The organism is Janthinobacterium sp. 35 (genome assembly GCF_002754575.1).
In the GTDB taxonomy this organism is placed as follows: domain Bacteria; phylum Pseudomonadota; class Gammaproteobacteria; order Burkholderiales; family Burkholderiaceae_D; genus Janthinobacterium; species Janthinobacterium tructae.
In genome coordinates this window covers 3,477,337-3,492,754 of sequence record NZ_PEFN01000001.1, presented here as the reverse complement: position 1 = coordinate 3,492,754, position 15,418 = coordinate 3,477,337, and the positions used below count along the sequence as shown (strand labels likewise).

Annotated in this window: 14 protein-coding genes; 4 read left to right on the top strand and 10 right to left on the bottom strand. The window is 65.2% G+C overall.

The genetic code is table 11. From position 1 onward, the window contains the following. Positions 1-99 precede the first annotated feature (99 nt). The 6 genes from CLU93_RS15510 to CLU93_RS15485 all read right to left on the bottom strand — a co-directional run bounded on the left by CLU93_RS15510 (position 100) and on the right by CLU93_RS15485 (position 9,370). Entirely contained in the window at positions 100-5,385 is a 5,286-nt protein-coding gene (locus CLU93_RS15510; protein WP_099762172.1) for a hybrid sensor histidine kinase/response regulator, read from the bottom strand. 40 nt (positions 5,386-5,425) lie between these two features. After that, on the bottom strand, positions 5,426-7,663 hold the full coding sequence (locus CLU93_RS15505) for a methyl-accepting chemotaxis protein (RefSeq protein ID WP_099762171.1): 2,238 nt from the start codon (positions 7,661-7,663) through the stop codon (positions 5,426-5,428). Then, positions 7,663-8,283 (bottom strand): chemotaxis protein CheW, encoded by a 621-nt coding sequence (locus tag CLU93_RS15500; RefSeq protein ID WP_306594741.1) that lies wholly within the window; start codon positions 8,281-8,283, stop codon positions 7,663-7,665. The genes CLU93_RS15505 and CLU93_RS15500 overlap by 1 nt, the downstream gene beginning before the upstream one ends. 26 nt (positions 8,284-8,309) lie before the next feature. Next, entirely contained in the window at positions 8,310-8,675 is a 366-nt protein-coding gene (locus tag CLU93_RS15495) for a response regulator transcription factor (protein ID WP_099762169.1), read from the bottom strand. 34 nt (positions 8,676-8,709) lie between these two features. After that, positions 8,710-9,132, bottom strand: coding sequence for a response regulator (locus CLU93_RS15490; RefSeq protein WP_099762168.1), 423 nt, complete (start codon positions 9,130-9,132; stop codon positions 8,710-8,712). An 85-nt stretch (positions 9,133-9,217) separates the two neighbouring features. Beyond that, positions 9,218-9,370 carry a rubredoxin gene (locus tag CLU93_RS15485; RefSeq protein WP_010401308.1) on the bottom strand — a complete coding sequence of 51 codons (153 nt, stop codon included), beginning with the start codon at positions 9,368-9,370 and terminating at the stop codon, positions 9,218-9,220. A gap of 96 nt (positions 9,371-9,466) precedes the next feature. Here CLU93_RS15485 and thiD point away from each other — a divergent pair, with 96 nt between their 5' ends. Together thiD and hemL are read left to right on the top strand one after the other, a co-directional pair. Continuing rightward, positions 9,467-10,324: a bifunctional hydroxymethylpyrimidine kinase/phosphomethylpyrimidine kinase gene (thiD, locus tag CLU93_RS15480; protein ID WP_099762167.1), complete on the top strand. Its 858-nt coding sequence runs from the start codon at positions 9,467-9,469 to the stop codon at positions 10,322-10,324. A gap of 59 nt (positions 10,325-10,383) precedes the next feature. Further along, positions 10,384-11,673: a glutamate-1-semialdehyde 2,1-aminomutase gene (hemL, locus tag CLU93_RS15475; RefSeq protein ID WP_099762166.1), complete on the top strand. Its 1,290-nt coding sequence runs from the start codon at positions 10,384-10,386 to the stop codon at positions 11,671-11,673. Positions 11,674-11,679: 6 nt separating this feature from the next. Here the strand turns inward: hemL and CLU93_RS15470 are convergent, their stop codons facing one another. After that, positions 11,680-12,396, bottom strand: a complete 717-nt coding sequence (locus CLU93_RS15470) for an HAD family hydrolase (RefSeq protein ID WP_099762165.1) — start codon at positions 12,394-12,396, stop codon at positions 11,680-11,682. Here CLU93_RS15470 and CLU93_RS28230 point away from each other — a divergent pair. Further along, the gene (locus CLU93_RS28230) at positions 12,395-12,628 is read left to right on the top strand and encodes a hypothetical protein (protein WP_180287862.1); all 234 of its coding nucleotides are present in this window, start codon (positions 12,395-12,397) and stop codon (positions 12,626-12,628) included. The genes CLU93_RS15470 and CLU93_RS28230 overlap by 2 nt on opposite strands. 53 nt (positions 12,629-12,681) lie before the next feature. Here the strand turns inward: CLU93_RS28230 and corA are convergent, their stop codons facing one another. Continuing rightward, positions 12,682-13,647, bottom strand: coding sequence for a magnesium/cobalt transporter CorA (corA, locus tag CLU93_RS15465; protein WP_099762164.1), 966 nt, complete (start codon positions 13,645-13,647; stop codon positions 12,682-12,684). On the opposite strand from corA, the gene CLU93_RS28225 reads away from it, so the two are divergent. After that, entirely contained in the window at positions 13,646-13,804 is a 159-nt protein-coding gene (locus tag CLU93_RS28225; protein WP_165829542.1) for a hypothetical protein, read from the top strand. The two genes, corA and CLU93_RS28225, sit on opposite strands and share 2 nt — an antisense overlap. Positions 13,805-13,868: 64 nt before the next feature. Here CLU93_RS28225 and mtgA read toward each other — a convergent pair whose 3' ends face one another. After that, complete coding sequence (gene mtgA / locus CLU93_RS15460) at positions 13,869-14,609, bottom strand: monofunctional biosynthetic peptidoglycan transglycosylase (RefSeq protein ID WP_373629878.1); 741 nt, start codon at positions 14,607-14,609, stop codon at positions 13,869-13,871. Continuing rightward, positions 14,591-15,418 carry a shikimate dehydrogenase gene (gene aroE / locus CLU93_RS15455; protein WP_099762162.1) on the bottom strand — a complete coding sequence of 276 codons (828 nt, stop codon included), beginning with the start codon at positions 15,416-15,418 and terminating at the stop codon, positions 14,591-14,593. Before aroE ends, mtgA begins: the two co-directional genes overlap by 19 nt.

Here is a 15,418-nt window from a genome sequence, read left to right as displayed (position 1 = left end):
CGCTATGCGGTGGTGAAAGTGGTGGCGTAGGTCGGATTAGCGGGGCAAGGCCTCGCGTAATCCGACGATATTGTTGTTTTGGCCGGTGGTGGCGCCGGGTTACGCCACGCCGTCGGCAAGCAAGCGCCCCACCTCCGCCAGCAATTCCTCTTCCTGGAACGGCTTGCCAAAATACGCATTCACGCCCAGCTCGAACGCGTGCGCGCGGTGCTTGTCGGCGCTGCGCGAGGTGACCATGATGACGGGGATGGCACGTGTCTTGTCGTCGCTGCGCACATTGCGCGTCAGGTCGAAACCGTCCATGCGCGGCATTTCCACGTCGACCAGCAGCAGGGCCGGCATGGCGGCCGGTTCCAGCGCATGCAGCTGCTCCAGCGCATCGAGACCATCCTTGGCCAGCAGCACCTGATAGCCTTCGCGCTCGAACAAACGCTGCATCACGCGGCGCACCGTCAGCGAATCGTCGACCACCATCACGCGCACGGCTGGCACGGCCAGTGCGCTGGAAGCGGCATGCTGTTCGCTGCTGGCCAGCGCGTATTGCGACAGCAGCTCCGGGTGATGCTCGAGGTGCTGCGCCAGCGCCACCGGATTGAGGATCAGCACGATGTCGCCCGTGCCCAGCACCGTGGCGCCAGCGATGCCCGGCATGCGCGCCAGTTGCGGGCCCACATGCTTGACCACGACTTCGCGGTTGCCCACCACGTCATCGACCTGCAGCGCCAGCCTGTCATTGCCATTCCTCAGCAGCAGCACGGGCGCATGGCGCTGCGTGGCCTGCGCCGCCGGCGTCTCGCCCAGCATGGCCGACAGGTGGTGCAGCGCCAGCGACTGCCCGTGCGACTCGATGCGCCCGGCCGCCCGCACCTGCTGCAGCTGCTCGCCTTTCAGGTGCAGCACCTGCTCCACCAGCACCGATGGCAAGGCATACGTCTTGCCGTTGGCCGCCAGCAGCACTACTTGCGTGACGGCCAGGGTCAGCGGCAAGTGGATGGTGAAGCGCATGCCCAGGCCCGCCTGCGTCAGCGTTTCCACACGTCCGCCCAGGGCCAGCGCTTCGGAGCGCACGATGTCCATGCCAAAACCGCGTCCTGCCAGTTCCGTCAGGCTGTCGGCGGTAGAAAAACCGGGCGTGAAAATCAGTTCGGCGGCCTGCGCGTCGGTCAAAGGCGCATACGTCGCCACCAGGCCTGCGCCGTGCGCCTTGGCGCGGATGCGTTCCAGATCCAGCCCCGCGCCGTCGTCGGAAAAGGCGATTGCCACTTCATTGCCCTGCTGGCTGACCTGTACCAGCAGCTCGCCCGTCTCGCTCTTGCCTGCTGCCAGGCGCGCCTCGCGCGGCTCGACGCCGTGCACGATGGCGTTGCGCAGCAGGTGCTCAAACGGTGCCGCCATGCGTTCGAGCACGCTGCGGTCGATTTCCACGCCGCCGCCGCGGATATCGAGGTTGACGCGCTTGTCGACTTCCTTGGCGCTTTGCCGCGCCACGCGGAACAGCCGTTCGGCGATGCTGGCAAACGGCACCATGCGGATCTGCATCAGGTCGCGCTGCAGCTCGCGCGTCAGGCGCGCCTGCAGTATCAGGTCGTCCGTCACCGCGTCGACACTGAGGCTGAGGTTTTCATGGAACGAGGCCACGTCGTTGACGCTTTCGGCCATCATGCGCGTGAGTTCCTGCAGGCGCGTAAAGCGATCGAATTCGAGCGGGTCGAATTCGCGCTCGCTGCCGACGGCCATGCGCGAGGCGATCTGCGATTCAGCCTGCATTTCCACTTCGCGCAGCTGGCGCCGCAAGCGCGCCAGGTTGTCGGAAAACTCGGATAGCGAAGCGCCCAGCACGCCGACTTCATTTTCCATTTTGGAGCGCGTGATCGACACTTCGCCGGCCTGGTTCACCAGGCGGTCGAGGATGTCGGCGCGCACGCGCACCAGCGCCGCCTTCGGTTCGGCGGCCGGCGTATCTTCCATGCCCGGCAAGGGCAGCAACGGTTGCTGCAGCTGTTCGAACAGGTGCAGCGCATGGTCGTAATGGGCCAGCAATTCCTCGAAGGCTTGCGGCGTGGCGGTGCCAGCGTGCAGCATGTTTTCGATATGCGTCTCGATTTCATGCGCATGCTGGCCCAGGCGCATGGCGCCGGCCATGCGTGCGCTGCCCTTGACCGTATGCAGGGTGCGCAGCAGCATCTGCGCCTGGCCGCTGTCGTGCGGCTGTTGCTGCCAGCTGCGCAGCGCCTCGCCGATCTGCGGCAGCAGGTCGGCGCCCTCTTCCAGGAAGACGGACAATAAATCGAGGTCGAGTTCATCGCTGATGCCGGCGCTGGCCGCCAGCAGCGCAGCCGCATCGGCCGGCATGATGGCGGACACCGGCGCTTCCGGCGCCGCGTGTTCCAGCGGCGGTGCGTGCTCGAAACCGGCGTCGAACAGGTCGTCGCTGGCACCGCTGTCCTGCATGGGCGCCGGCACTTCAGCCGCAGCGGGCTGCAGCGCATCGGCGACGATGCTCGCATACGCCGCCTCGAACAAGGTCTCGAGCTGCGGCAGCGGGACTTCGGCGAGTGGCTCGTCAGCTTGCGCCGGCGCGCCGACGATGCTGGCGTAGGCGGCCGCAAACAGGGCGTCGAGCCGCTCTTCCTGACTCGCTCCGGGCGGCGCCGTCAGGGCGCGCCACAGGGTGTTGAGCGCTTCGATCATGTCCGGCTGCGTTGGCGCCAGGTCGCCCAGCGCAAACGCCTGCAGCATTTGCCCGATGCGCTGCGTGGCTTGCTCCAGCACGTCGTGCTGTTCGGCGCGCAGGCCGGCCAGCGGCGGCACCACCGTTTCGATCACCGTTTCGAGCGCATGCGCCAGGTCGCGCAGGGACTGGAAACCCACCGTGCCCGACGTTCCCGCCAGGGTATGCACGGCTTGCAGCGCCTCCGCGCTGACCGCACGCTGTTCATGGCGCCATTCGCCGAAGTCGCGCGTCAGCACGCGCAGCAATTCATCCGTCTCGGCCAGGTAGATATTGTACAAGGGCAGGCTGACGCGCAGGTCGCCGACGTGCTTGAGGTTATCGTCAGGCGCTTCGTGGGCAGCGGGCGCCGTGGCCGACGGAAAGCCGATCACATTGCCGTTGCCAGCCACCGGTGCGGCCGATGCCGGGCGAGGCTTGCGCAATTCGAACGGACCGCCTTCGCGCACGCGCTCGGCCGCCGCCAGCAGCATGCCAGCCTCGCGCTCGCGCCCTGCGCCGCCTTCCAGTTCGGCTACCCATTCGCTGAGCTGGTACCAGCCGTAATTGAGCAGGGTAAACAGATCATCGCTGACAGGGCGCGCTTCGGCCAGCCAGGTATTCATGACACGTTCGATGGCGTCGGCCGCCTCGGCAAACTGCGCCAGGCCGATCATGCGGCTGCTGCCTTTCAAGGTATGGAACCAGCGGCGCAGCATGGCCAGGTGGTCGCCGCTGGCGGCCTGCTCGCGCGGCAGGGCCAGCGTGGCATCGATAAAGGCCAGCACTTCGCGCGCTTCGGCAATGAAGATATCGAGCATCTCCGCGTCGACATCGGTCACTGCCGGTGCGGCATCCATGCCGGCAGGCGCAGCGGGCGCCAGGGCCTGGTCGAGCAAGGGCACCGGCACGGCGCCGGCGGCGGCGACTTTTTCAAATGGCAGCGCGCGGAAGGTGCCGGCGGCGGCATCGAAATGGAAACGTCCGCTGGCCGCTTGCGCGTTGCGGCCCAGCATATCGGCAAAAAATCCCAGCGCGCTGACATTTTGCGCGATCTCGTCGAGCGCCCCGGCGTGCGCGTCTGCCTTGGCGTCCGCGTTGGTGTCGCCAGCGGCCAGCTGCCGCACGGCCGCATCGACCTGCAGCACGGCGGCGCGCGCGTCTTCCTGTCCCAGCCCGGCCAGCTGCTGCTGCAACTGTTCCAGCACGTGGGCAACGCCATCGAGGGCCCCCACCGCGCCGCGCGAGGCATCCGCGTAATACGCGTTGAGCACCTTTTCCACCTGGCGCAAGCCCGTCTTCATGTCCTCGGCCAGCGCGGCGACGGTCTGGCCCTGCTCGATCTGGCGCGACAGCTCGCCCGCCGTGACGGGCGGCGGCGCTTCGCCAGCGAGCAGCGCCTGCAGGCGCGCGGCGATGGTTTCCGCATTGCCGGCAAAATCGTCGGGCAGGCGGCGCACCTGCTCCAGTCCCGTGTCGGCAAACAGCAGCGCCATGCCGATTTCATTCTCCAGCGCCGCACTGCGCCCGCTGGCCACGGCGAGCCGCGCCACGGCCGCGCATTCGCGCAGCAGGCTGGCCAGAGCTGGCTGCTTCAAGGTCTCCACATGCACTGCCACCTCTTGCAGCGACTCGTCAAAGTCCGTGCTCAGTGCCGGATCGAGATCGGCTTGCGCCAGACGGCTCCAGCTCGCGCGCGCCTGCGCCAGGGCCGCGCGTGCACCGTGCAAGGCTTCCTGGTCGACCTGGCCGTAACGCCGCGCTTCCACGTCGGCGGGAACCATGCCCTCCAGCGCGAAGGCGGCACGCAGCTGGCGTGCCTCAGATGTGGGCTCGGCGGCGGCGGCAATGAAGTACAGGGCGTCGCGCAGCATCGCTTCGGGCAGGCTGGCCGTGCCCTGCGCCAGGCGGCGCAATTGCAGATTGATCAGGCCGAACAACTGTTTGACGTTGAGCGTGCCCATGCCCTCTCCGCTGGCCGCCAGTCCCGCAAACGCCTGCATGGCGAACCAGAAGGTACGCGCCGGCGCTGCCTGCTGCGCGTCGGCCACCAGGGTCAAGGTGGCGTGCAAGTCGCTGGCGTGCTGGCGCCGCGCCGCCTCATCCTGCGCTTTCAGAAAGGGCAGCAAAGACTTTTCAAAGCGCCCGCGCCAGGCCGGATAATCGGCCACCGGCGGCGATTGCGCCAGCGCGATGGCATGCCCTTCCAGCATCGATGCAGGCGGAAAAAACAGGTCGGCCGGGTGGATGCGCTCGGCGCCCAGCATGGTTTGCAGGTCGCGGTAGTAGGGGAATAAACGCGTCGGCTGCGGCGGCGTGCCGGCCACCAGGTCTTCCAGGTATTCGGTCAGGGCCTGATACAGCCCGGCGACGACCTGCGCATGGTCGAGCGTATATTCCAGGCTGCCGTCGCGAAAGCGCGCCAGTGCCTGTTCCGCGCCATCCGTCAGCAGGCTGGCGCCGGCCACGTCCACCATCACCAGCGCGCCATGCGCCTGGTGCAGGTGCGAGCGCGCATGCTGCAGGGCCGTGGCGCGCTCCTCGCGCTGACGGCCACCGGCTTCGAACAGCGCCGTTTTCGAGCGGCCCAGCGCTTCGCGGATTTCCACCATCACCCACGACAAGGGCTCGCTGTCGAACGGCTTGGACTGCTGCGGACTATCAGGTGTGCTCATGCATGCCTCGGTAAGGAAATCGCCTGGACTGGCGCGGCGTTCAGGCGGCGACGCGGAAGCGCGACACCGAATTTTTCAGTTCCTGCGCCAGCATCGACAACTTGTGGATCGACTGCGCTGTTTGCTGCGTGCCATCCTGGGTCTGCTCCGTCACGCTCAGGATATGCTGGATATTCAAGGCCACGCCGCTGGCCGAACCGGCCTGCGTGCCGGTGGCGAACGAGATGCCCTGGATCAGTTCAGCCAGGTGCTTCGACACCTGGCTGATGTCGTTCAAGGCAGCACCGGCCGCGTCGGACAGGTGTGCGCCCTCGACCACGCCCTGCGTGGATTTTTCCATCGCGCGCGTCGCGTCCTGGGTATCGGCCTGGATGGTGCGCACCAGCGCGCCGATCTGCTTGGCGGCGGCAGCCGAGCGTTCGGCCAGGCGCTGCACTTCCTCGGCGACGACGGAAAAGCCGCGCCCCGCTTCGCCGGCCGATGCAGCCTGGATGGCGGCGTTCAGCGCCAGCACGTTGGTCTGCTCGGTGATGTCGGAAATGAGCTCGGTGATTTCGCCGATTTCCTGCGACGATTCGCCCAGGCGCTTGATGCGCTTGGAGGTATCCTGGATCTGCTCGCGGATTTCATGCATGCCCTTGATGGCGTTTTCCACCGCCGTCGCCCCCTGCTGCGCCGCCGCCACCGACTGGCGCGCCACGTCGGCCGAGACGCTGGCCGACTTCGATACGTCGGTAATCGCATTGGCCATCTTGACCACGGTGGCGCTGACGCCCTGGATTTCGCGCGACTGCTGCTGCGAAGCGATCAGCAGCTTGCTGGAGATGCTTTGCGCCTGCGTCGAGGCGCGGTTGACCTGTTCGGCCGTCGCCGTCACCCTGCCCACCAGACCGCGCAATTCCTCGACCGTGTAGTTGACGGAATCGGCGATGGCGCCCGTGATGTCTTCCGACACGGTGGCCTGCACCGTCAGGTCGCCGTCGGCGACCTTCTGCAATTCGTTCATCAGGCGCAGGATGGCCGCCTGGTTCTGCTCATTCCGGGCCTTCGCCACTTCCTCTTTTTCCTGCGACTGCAGGCGCAGGATTTCCGCTTCCTGGCGCCGCCGCTCGGCGTCGCGCGTGCGGTTGACGGAGTCCTGCAGCAGCACGCGGCCGATACCGGCCGCCGCGATCAGGGTCAGCAACACGCCGCCGACCATCATCCAGAAGGCCATGCCCAGCGTTTCCTGGTTCACGTGGTACATCTGCTGCAGCAGGGTCAGACGCTGGCGCAGGTCTTCGTTCTCGTTGAAGATCAGCTGTTCGGCGCTTTTCGCCGCACTGAATTTATCCAGCCGGTCGAGTATCGACGAGACCAGCTTCTGGTAAGTGTCGAAACTGCCCTTCAGCGCGACGAGCCGGTCGCGCAGTTCGGCGTCGCGCGTGGGCGCCAATTGCAGCGCCACGCTGCCATTGAGCAAACCTTCGACGGCAGTGCGGAAATACGTCGTGTCGCGCCCCAGCGAAAATGCCGTTTCCGAGCTGATGCTGCCCGACGACAGGAACTCGCTGGCACTGCGGCTCATGCGCTGGCTCAGCATCATCAGACGGCCGATGACGGCCAGGTCGCGCGCGTTGCCGCCGCGCTGCACCTTGAGCGCCGCGATTTCCTCGGTCTGCGCCAGCAGCGCCGGCGACAGCGCGTTCAATTGCTGCAAGGTCTTGTCGAATTCACCGAGCTCCGTTTTCAGGCGCAGGATGGTGCTGGCCGCGCGGTCGCTGCTGGCCCACTTCTTGCGCGCGTCGGCCACCGCCGCCAGCAGGGCGGAACGCGACTCGCCGATATCGCGGCCGTGATACGTCCCGCCGCGCAGCATCAGGCGGAAATCCTGGTTCAGTTCATTGCGGCTTTCCTCGAGCTGGCGGAAGGCTTCCGGATTGCCTTGCACGGCGTTCGGCGCGGCCTTGCCGAGGCGCTGCGAATGCATCAGCGCATCGCTGGCCAGCTGCGTCTGCGCCGAGGCGATATTGCCGCTGCGCGTGTTGAGGCCAACGAACAGCAGGCTGGCGGCCAGGCTCAGGGCCATCACCGTCGAGAGGATGCTCAGCTGTTTTTGCAGCGGCAAATGGCCGATCAGCGGCAGCTTCCAGTCCCCGGCCGGCGCGCTGGCCAGCGACTTGCGCCGTCCCAGCGCGTCGCGCAGGCGCAGCGGCAGGTCGGCCGCCGCTGCCGGCTCGCCAGCGGCGTGCTCCGCCTCGGACATGCCGGCCGCCAGAATGGGGGAATGAGCGCCCATCAGCAAATATCCTTGTGGAGTGCGGGGAAGGCGCCAAAACCGGCATCGAGGAAGCGCTCCGCTTGCGCCAGCTGCGCCAGGTCCAGGCGCAGCCACTGCTGCCCTTCGCTGTCGCGCAGCGTTTGCGCCGCCCACGATGGGAGCACACCCTGCGCCGCATCGTGCACGCGCACGGACTGCAGCGTGCGCAGCTGGCGCAAGCCCAGCACGCGTTCAACCAGCACGGCGCAATTGAGGCCCAGCCGCGGAGAAAAGGTGATGATGCGGCAGTGACTGCCTGCCGCGCAAGCCGGTTCGCCCATGTAGCGGGCCAGGTCGACGACCCCCGTCAGGCGTCCGCGCATGGCCGCCAGGCCCAGATACCAATCCTGCGCCAGCGGCACGCCCTGGATCTGCACCCCGGCAGCGATGACGATTTCACCGAGCTGCGTCAGGTCGAGCAGGCACGGCCGGCCACCGAGCATCACGCCCAATTCCTTGCGCGCGGCCAGCGCGCCGCTGCGCGCGGCCTGTATCCGCTCGATCAATTGCAGCTGATACTGGCGCAGGCGCCCCTGCCGCGCGCCCGTCTCGAACGATGGCATGGCGGCAGCGGCAGGCGAAAAGGCTGCGGTGGACACGCCGTTACCTGGCATCGTCTGCATGCTCAGGAAAGCGCAGCGATCTTGGCCAGCAGCTCGGCTTCGACTACCGGCTTGACCAGGTAATCGCGCGCGCCCTGGCGCAAGCCCCAGATGCGGTCCGTTTCCTGGCTCTTGCTGGAGCAGATAATCACCGGCACGTCCTGCAGTTCGGGATCGCGCGCAATCGCGCGCGTGATCTGGAAGCCATTCGCACCGGGCATCACCACGTCCATCAGGATCAGGTCGGGCCTGGCCTGCTTCAGTTGCGCCAGCGCGTCGGCGCCGTCCTGCGCCGTAAAGACGGCATAACCGGCACGCACCAGCATCTCGCTCAGGTAATAGCGTTCTGTCGCCGAGTCATCGACGATCAGAATTGTGTGTATGGCCATCTGCTTCCTTGCTGCGTTGTCAATCAATAAATCACTACTCAAAATGCCTGGCCAGGTGCAGCCGCACGGCCTCCAGCAGCGCCTCGCGCGCCAGCGGCTTGGCCAGGCAGGCGCTGGCGCCTGCCATGGCGCCGCGCGCGCGGTCGAACAAGCCCTCCTTCGACGACAGCATCAGCACCGGCGTGGCGTGATGCGCCGCACTGGCCTTGATCAGCGCACAGGTGCGGTAGCCGTCCAGGCGCGGCATCAGAATGTCGCACACGATCAGCGCCGGCTGGCAATCGGCGATCTTGGCCAGGGCCTCGAAGCCGTTTTCCGCCACCACCACGCGATACCCTGCCTCGCGCAAGACCTTTTCGGCCGCGCTGCGGCTGGTGGCGCTGTCATCGATGACCAGTATTGTGGCGCTGGCGCCCACGGCATCGGACGGCGCCTCGGGCAAAAAGGGACGCGTCATGTGATTATTCGACAATCTTTCATACCATAGCACAGGCTGCCGCGATAGCTGCGTGCGGCAGTACCATCCCGGGGATCGGGATAAATTAAAGCGCCACCATCTCGAAATCATCCTTGCGCGCACCGCATTCAGGACAGGTCCAGTTCATCGGAACATCGGCCCAACGCGTGCCGGGAGCGATGTCTTCGTCGGGAAGGCCGGCCGCTTCATCATAAACCCAGCCGCAAATAAGACACATCCACGTTTGGAATTGCTGCGTTGTTTCGTTGCTACTCACGTTCTGCCACCCTTCAATCAAGTAAAATGCTGAATTAGGTATCTTAATCTACCCGCCGTGCAAAACCAAACTTCTCCCCTCATATTAAGCTTCGGCGTGTCCGATCCGGTCGGCGCGATCGGCATCCAGGCCGACCTGGCCACATTTTCAGCCTTCGGCTGCCATGGCCTGTCGGTCACCACGGGCCTCTTGATCAGCGATACGGCGCGCGTGGAAGACGTGCAAGCGGTCGACCCGGACTGGGTTTCCGACCAGGCGCGCGTGCTGCTGGAAGACATGTCCGTCTCTGCCATCAAGATCGGCGCCCTGGGCAGCGTGGAAAACGTCACGGCCATCGCCGAAATCGTCTCCGACTATCCGAACGTGCCGCTGATCCTCGATCCCTTCATTTCGGCGCTGCCGGAACAGGGCATGGACGACGAAGACATCCTCACCGCCGTGCGCCAGTTGCTGATCCCGCAAACGACCCTGCTGGTGCTCTCGCCGGTGGAACTGGAGCGCCTGGCCGAGACCTGGCGCGACGCCGACCCGGACGACACCTTGCAAAACGATGTCGATTACCTGGTGGCGCTGGGCTGCGAATACGTGCTCGTCACGGGCATGCCGGCCGACGCCAGCAAGTCCGGCACGGGCGAAGGCAAGTTGCGCGCCAATACCCTGTTCGGCGAAGACGGCGTGGTGCGCCACGACGTATGGCAGCACCTGCCGGGCATCTTCAACGGCGCCGGCAGCACCCTGTCGGCCGCCGCCACCGCCCTGCTGGCCCTGGCGCAAAACGAAGACGATGTGCCGCAGGTGGTCGTGGCGGCGCAGGAATTTACCACCGGCGCGCTGGCCCACGCGCAGCGCCACGGCATGGGCAAGCTGGTGCCGAACCGGCTGTTCCGGCAGCAGCGCCAGCGCGACGCCCAATAATTCTGTAGCAGACCAGACAGACGACACAGACAACGATCCACTTTCAAGGCACGATTATCATGACGACGACTTCACAGAACGACATCCTGTTTGCCCGCGCACAAAAAACCACGCCAGGCGGCGTCAATTCGCCCGTGCGCGCCTTCCGCTCCGTCGGCGGCACGCCGCGCTTTATCACGCGCGCCGAAGGCCCGTACTTCTGGGATGCGGACGGCAAGCGCTACATCGACTACATCGGCTCGTGGGGCCCGGCCATCGTCGGCCACGCCCATCCGGAAGTGGTGAAAGCGGTGCAGGATGCGGCCGCGCTGGGCCTGTCGTTCGGCGCGCCGACCGAAGGCGAAGTGCTGATGGCCGAGGAAATCACGCGCCTGGTGCCGTCGATCGAGCAGGTGCGTCTGGTGTCGTCGGGCACGGAAGCGACCATGAGCGCCCTGCGCCTGGCGCGCGGCGCCACGGGACGCGACAAGATCGTCAAGTTCGAAGGCTGCTACCACGGCCACGCCGATTCGCTGCTGGTGAAAGCGGGCAGCGGCCTGCTCACCTTCGGCAACCCGACCTCGGCCGGCGTGCCGGAAGATTTCGTGAAACACACCCTGGTGCTCGACTATAACAACGTGGAGCAGCTGAAGGATGCCTTCGACAGCTTCGGCGCGGAGATCGCCTGCGTGATCGTCGAACCGGTGGCCGGCAACATGAACCTGGTCAAAGCCACGCCAGAATTCCTGCAGGCGATGCGCGAGCTGTGCACGCAGCACGGCGCCCTGCTCATTTTCGATGAAGTCATGTGCGGCTTGCGCGTGGCCCTGGGCGGCGCGCAGGCGCTGTACGGCATCAAGCCCGACCTCACGGCGCTGGGCAAGGTGATCGGCGGCGGCATGCCGGTGGCGGCCTTCGGCGGCAGCGCGGCGCTGATGCACCACATGGCGCCGCTGGGCGCCGTCTACCAGGCAGGTACGTTGTCCGGCAACCCGGTCGCCGTGGCGGCCGGCATGGCCACCTTGAAACTGATCCAGCAGCCGGGCTTCTACGAGCAGCTGGGCGCCACCGCCAAGCGCCTGGCCGAAGGCCTGACCGCCGCCGCCAAAGAAGCGGGCGTGGTCTTCTGCGCCGACTACATCGGCGGCATGTTCGGCATCTATTTCAGCGCCACGCCACCGACCAGCTACGCGGAAATGATGGCGGGCGACCGCAGCAAGTTCAACGCCTTCTTCCACGCCATGCTGGACGAAGGCGTGTACTTTGCGCCCGCCGCCTTCGAAGCCGGCTTCGTCTCGGCACAGCACGATGATGCCGTCATCGACGCCACCATCGCCGCTGCGCGCAAGGTGTTTGCCAAGTTAGCTTAAGCGTAGTCAGACGGTCGCGGTGTCCAGCACCGCGGCCACCAGCGCCGGCAGCTTGGCCATGTCGTTGAACACGACATGCGCGCCGGCCGCTTTCAACCTATCTTCCTGGCCTGCGGCGATATGCCCGCCGCCGATGAATCCCAATACCGTCATGCCCGCCGCCACGGCGGCCGTCACACCCGTGACGCTGTCTTCCAGCACCAGGCACTGGCCTGGCGGCACGCCGAAAGCGGCGGCTGCCGCCAGGTACACGCCCGGATGCGGCTTGGCGTGACCCACCAGGTCGGGCGTAAACACGCGTTGATGGAACAGCGGCGCCATGCCAGTGCGCTCGAGCGCCGACAGCACGCGCGCGCTGACGCTGTTCGAAGCCACGGCCTTGGGCAGCGCAATGGCGGCCAGCGCCTGGGCCACGCCCGGTACGGCGCGCAATTGCGCATCGCAGGCCGCATCGACGGCGTTGCCGATGGCCATGATCTCGTCGGCCGGCAATTGCGGCAAGCCCAGCTCCTTGTAGATATCCTGCATCAGCGGCACCAGGCGCTGGCCCAGGCGCGGCTCGATCAAGCCTTGCAGGGTGACGCCCTGGGGCAGGTTCGGCAGGCGCGGTGCCAGCAATTCCAGCAGCGCTTGCAGCGCCACGGCTTCGCTGTCGATCAGCACGCCATCGCAGTCGCTGATCAGATGGGTATAGCGCAGTGGGGTGGTGGCGGTATCAGGCATGGACTCTCCAGAAGACAACGGTGACGGGAAATGCGGCGGCCAGCCGGCCAAGGCTGGCATCGCAACGAGCATAGGTGGAACAGGCGGACGCTACCACGCAGAAAACGTCTGCATGACGATACTTTTCTGCAAAAAGCAGACTACGGGGGAAAGAATGGGGCGCCAGGCAAGCGGCTACGCGCAAATACCAATTCAATACCACGCAATACCAATGATTATCGCTGATTTTTGAAATTGCTGCGCTCGCCTTGAAATCCGGGACGCGGCAGCGTCCCGGCGAGACGGTTATTTCAGCCAGCCACGGTGGCGGAAGTACAGGAACGGTGCGATGGCGCTGGTGATCATCAAGCCCCAGGCCCACGGATAGCCGAAGGTCCATTCCAGTTCCGGCATCAGCTTGAAGTTCATGCCGTACACGCTGGCGATCAGCGTTGGCGGCAAGAAGGCCACGCTGGCCACCGAGAAGATCTTGATGATCTTGTTCTGGTTGATGTTGATGAAACCGACGGTGGCATCCATCAGGAAGTTGATCTTATCGAACAGGAAAGAGGTATGGCCGTCGAGCGATTCGATATCGCGCAAAATCTGCCGCGCTTCCTCGAACTGCTCGGAATTCAATAAGCGGCCGCGCATCAGAAAGCTCACGGCGCGGCGCGTATCCATCATGTTGCGGCGGATACGGCCATTCAAATCTTCCTCGTGCGCAATCGCGTTCAGCGCTTCGGCCGCGTGCGCATCGGTAAATTCCTTTTGCAGCACGCGCGTGCTGACTTCTTCCAGGTTCTGGTAGATGCCTTCGAGCACATCGGCCGAATATTCGGCATCGGTGGCGTACAGGTCGAGCAGCACGTCCATGTAGTCGGCGATCGAGCCTGGCCGCGAACGGGCGCGCATGCGCACCAGGCGGAACACGGGCAGGTCGTCCGTATGCATGGAAAACAGAATCTTGCGCGCCAGAATGAACGCCACGGTGATGACGCGCGAGGGACCGTCGTCTTCTTCACGCAAGAAGTCGGTGCGCAGATGCAAGTCGCCGTTTTCCGCTTCGTAATAGCGGGCCGACGCTTCAATATCCTTGACTTCGTCTTCGCCCGGCAGGGTGACGTTGTAGATGGCCTTGACCCAGGCCCGTTCATCATCGGTGGGGTCGGTCAGGTCGACCCACACCGGTTCGGCATTTTCGAGGTCTGCGCGGCTGTCGATCGGCACCTGGTTGAGCCGGCCATTCTGTAATACAAAGACATTGATCATGCGCGCTCTCAGCCGGATGTTGGGTTATCGTGATGTGCTGGCGCTGGCGCCAAAAATGAAAACAGCGCAAGTGTACCCGCAAAGGCCTTTTCACGACCACCCCCGGCAGCGCTTTTTCACGGAAAAAGTGCGGCGTTGCACCAAGGGTGACGATTAAGATGCTGCGTCGCAATAGTGCCAATCAGGCAGCTTTGATTTTATGCAAATAAAGCCGGCTGCCATCAAGGCAATTCCGCCGCGCCCATGCGGCGCAGGATGACACTGGTACGCCGGTTCAGGTAGCCCGTGTCACGGTGACGGTCGTAAAAGCGGGGATTCGGCAGCATCACGGCCAGTTTCGCCGCCTGCGCCGTACTCAGGCCCGCCGCGCTGACCTTGTAATAGTGGCGCGCGGCCGCTTCGGCGCCGAAGGTGCCCGTGCCAAACTCCACCACGTTCAGATAAATCTCGAAAATACGCTCTTTTTCCATCAGGTTTTCCAGCATATACGTGATGATCAGTTCCTGGCCCTTGCGCACATAGCTGCGCGAACCGGAGAGGAACAGATTCTTCGCCAGCTGCTGCGTGATGGTGGAGCCACCGGCCACGACTTTCTGCTTCTTGCTGTTTTTTTCATACGCCTTTTGCAAGGCTTCCCAGTCCACGCCTTCGTGCTCGGAGAAATTCGCATCTTCCGAGGCGATGATGGCCCGTTTCAGGTTGTTCGAGATGCGGTTGTACGGCACCCACGTCTGCTTGATCGTGGCATTCGGATTCTTGTCCTGCAAGACAGACAACTGTTCGCGCATGAAGGCCGTGCTGGACGGGTTGTGGTCGATCCACCACCAGATTTGCAGGAAGAAATACAGTTGCACGACGACAAAGGCCAGGATGGGCACGATGAACAGCCACTTGATCCAGCCGTAGCGACTACCGTTCCGGCGCGCGCCCTTCTTGCCGCCGCTCACAGGCTGCCCCGCAATTGCGCCAGCAAATCCTGCGTCTGCGGCCGCACGCCGCGCCACACCTCAAACGCTTCGGCCGCCTGCTCCACCAGCATGCCCAGGCCATCGCGCACCTGCGCGCCATGCTGCGCGGCAAAGTCCATGAAGACGGTGGGCTGGGCGCCGTACATCATGTCCAGCGCCAGCGTGTGGCTGCCGAAGATACCCGGTGGCACGGGCGGCAAGTCGCCCGCCAGGCTGGCCGAAGTGGCATTGATGACGATATCGAAGACGCCCTCGGGCTGCGCAAAGCCGCCAGCGCGCAGCTGACCGGAGTGCGCCAACGCGTCGGCAAACTGCGCCATCAGCGCCTCGGCCGTGGCCACGGTGCGGTTGGCAATGAAGATTTCCTGCGGCCCTTGTTCCAGCAAGGGCAGCACCACGCCGCGCGCCGCGCCGCCCGCGCCCAGCAGCAGGACGCGCTTGCCGGCGATGGCCACGCCCGCGTTGCGCACGATGTCAGCCACCAGGCCCGCGCCATCGGTATTGTCGCCAAGAATGGTGTCGCCATCGAAACGCAGGGTATTCACGGCGCCGGCCGCCTTGGCCCGCGGCGTCAGGATGGTGGCCAGCGCACACGCATCGAGTTTGAAGGGCACCGTCACGTTCGCGCCCTTGCCGCCCTCGGCGGCAAACGTGCGGGCCGCCAGGGCAAAGCCATCGAGCGGCGCCAGCCGGCGTTCGTAGACGATGGGCTCGCCCGTCTGCAGGGCAAACGCGGCGTGGATCAGGGGGGACTTGCTATGGGCGATGGGATTGCCGAAGACACAATATTGATCAGGATTCAT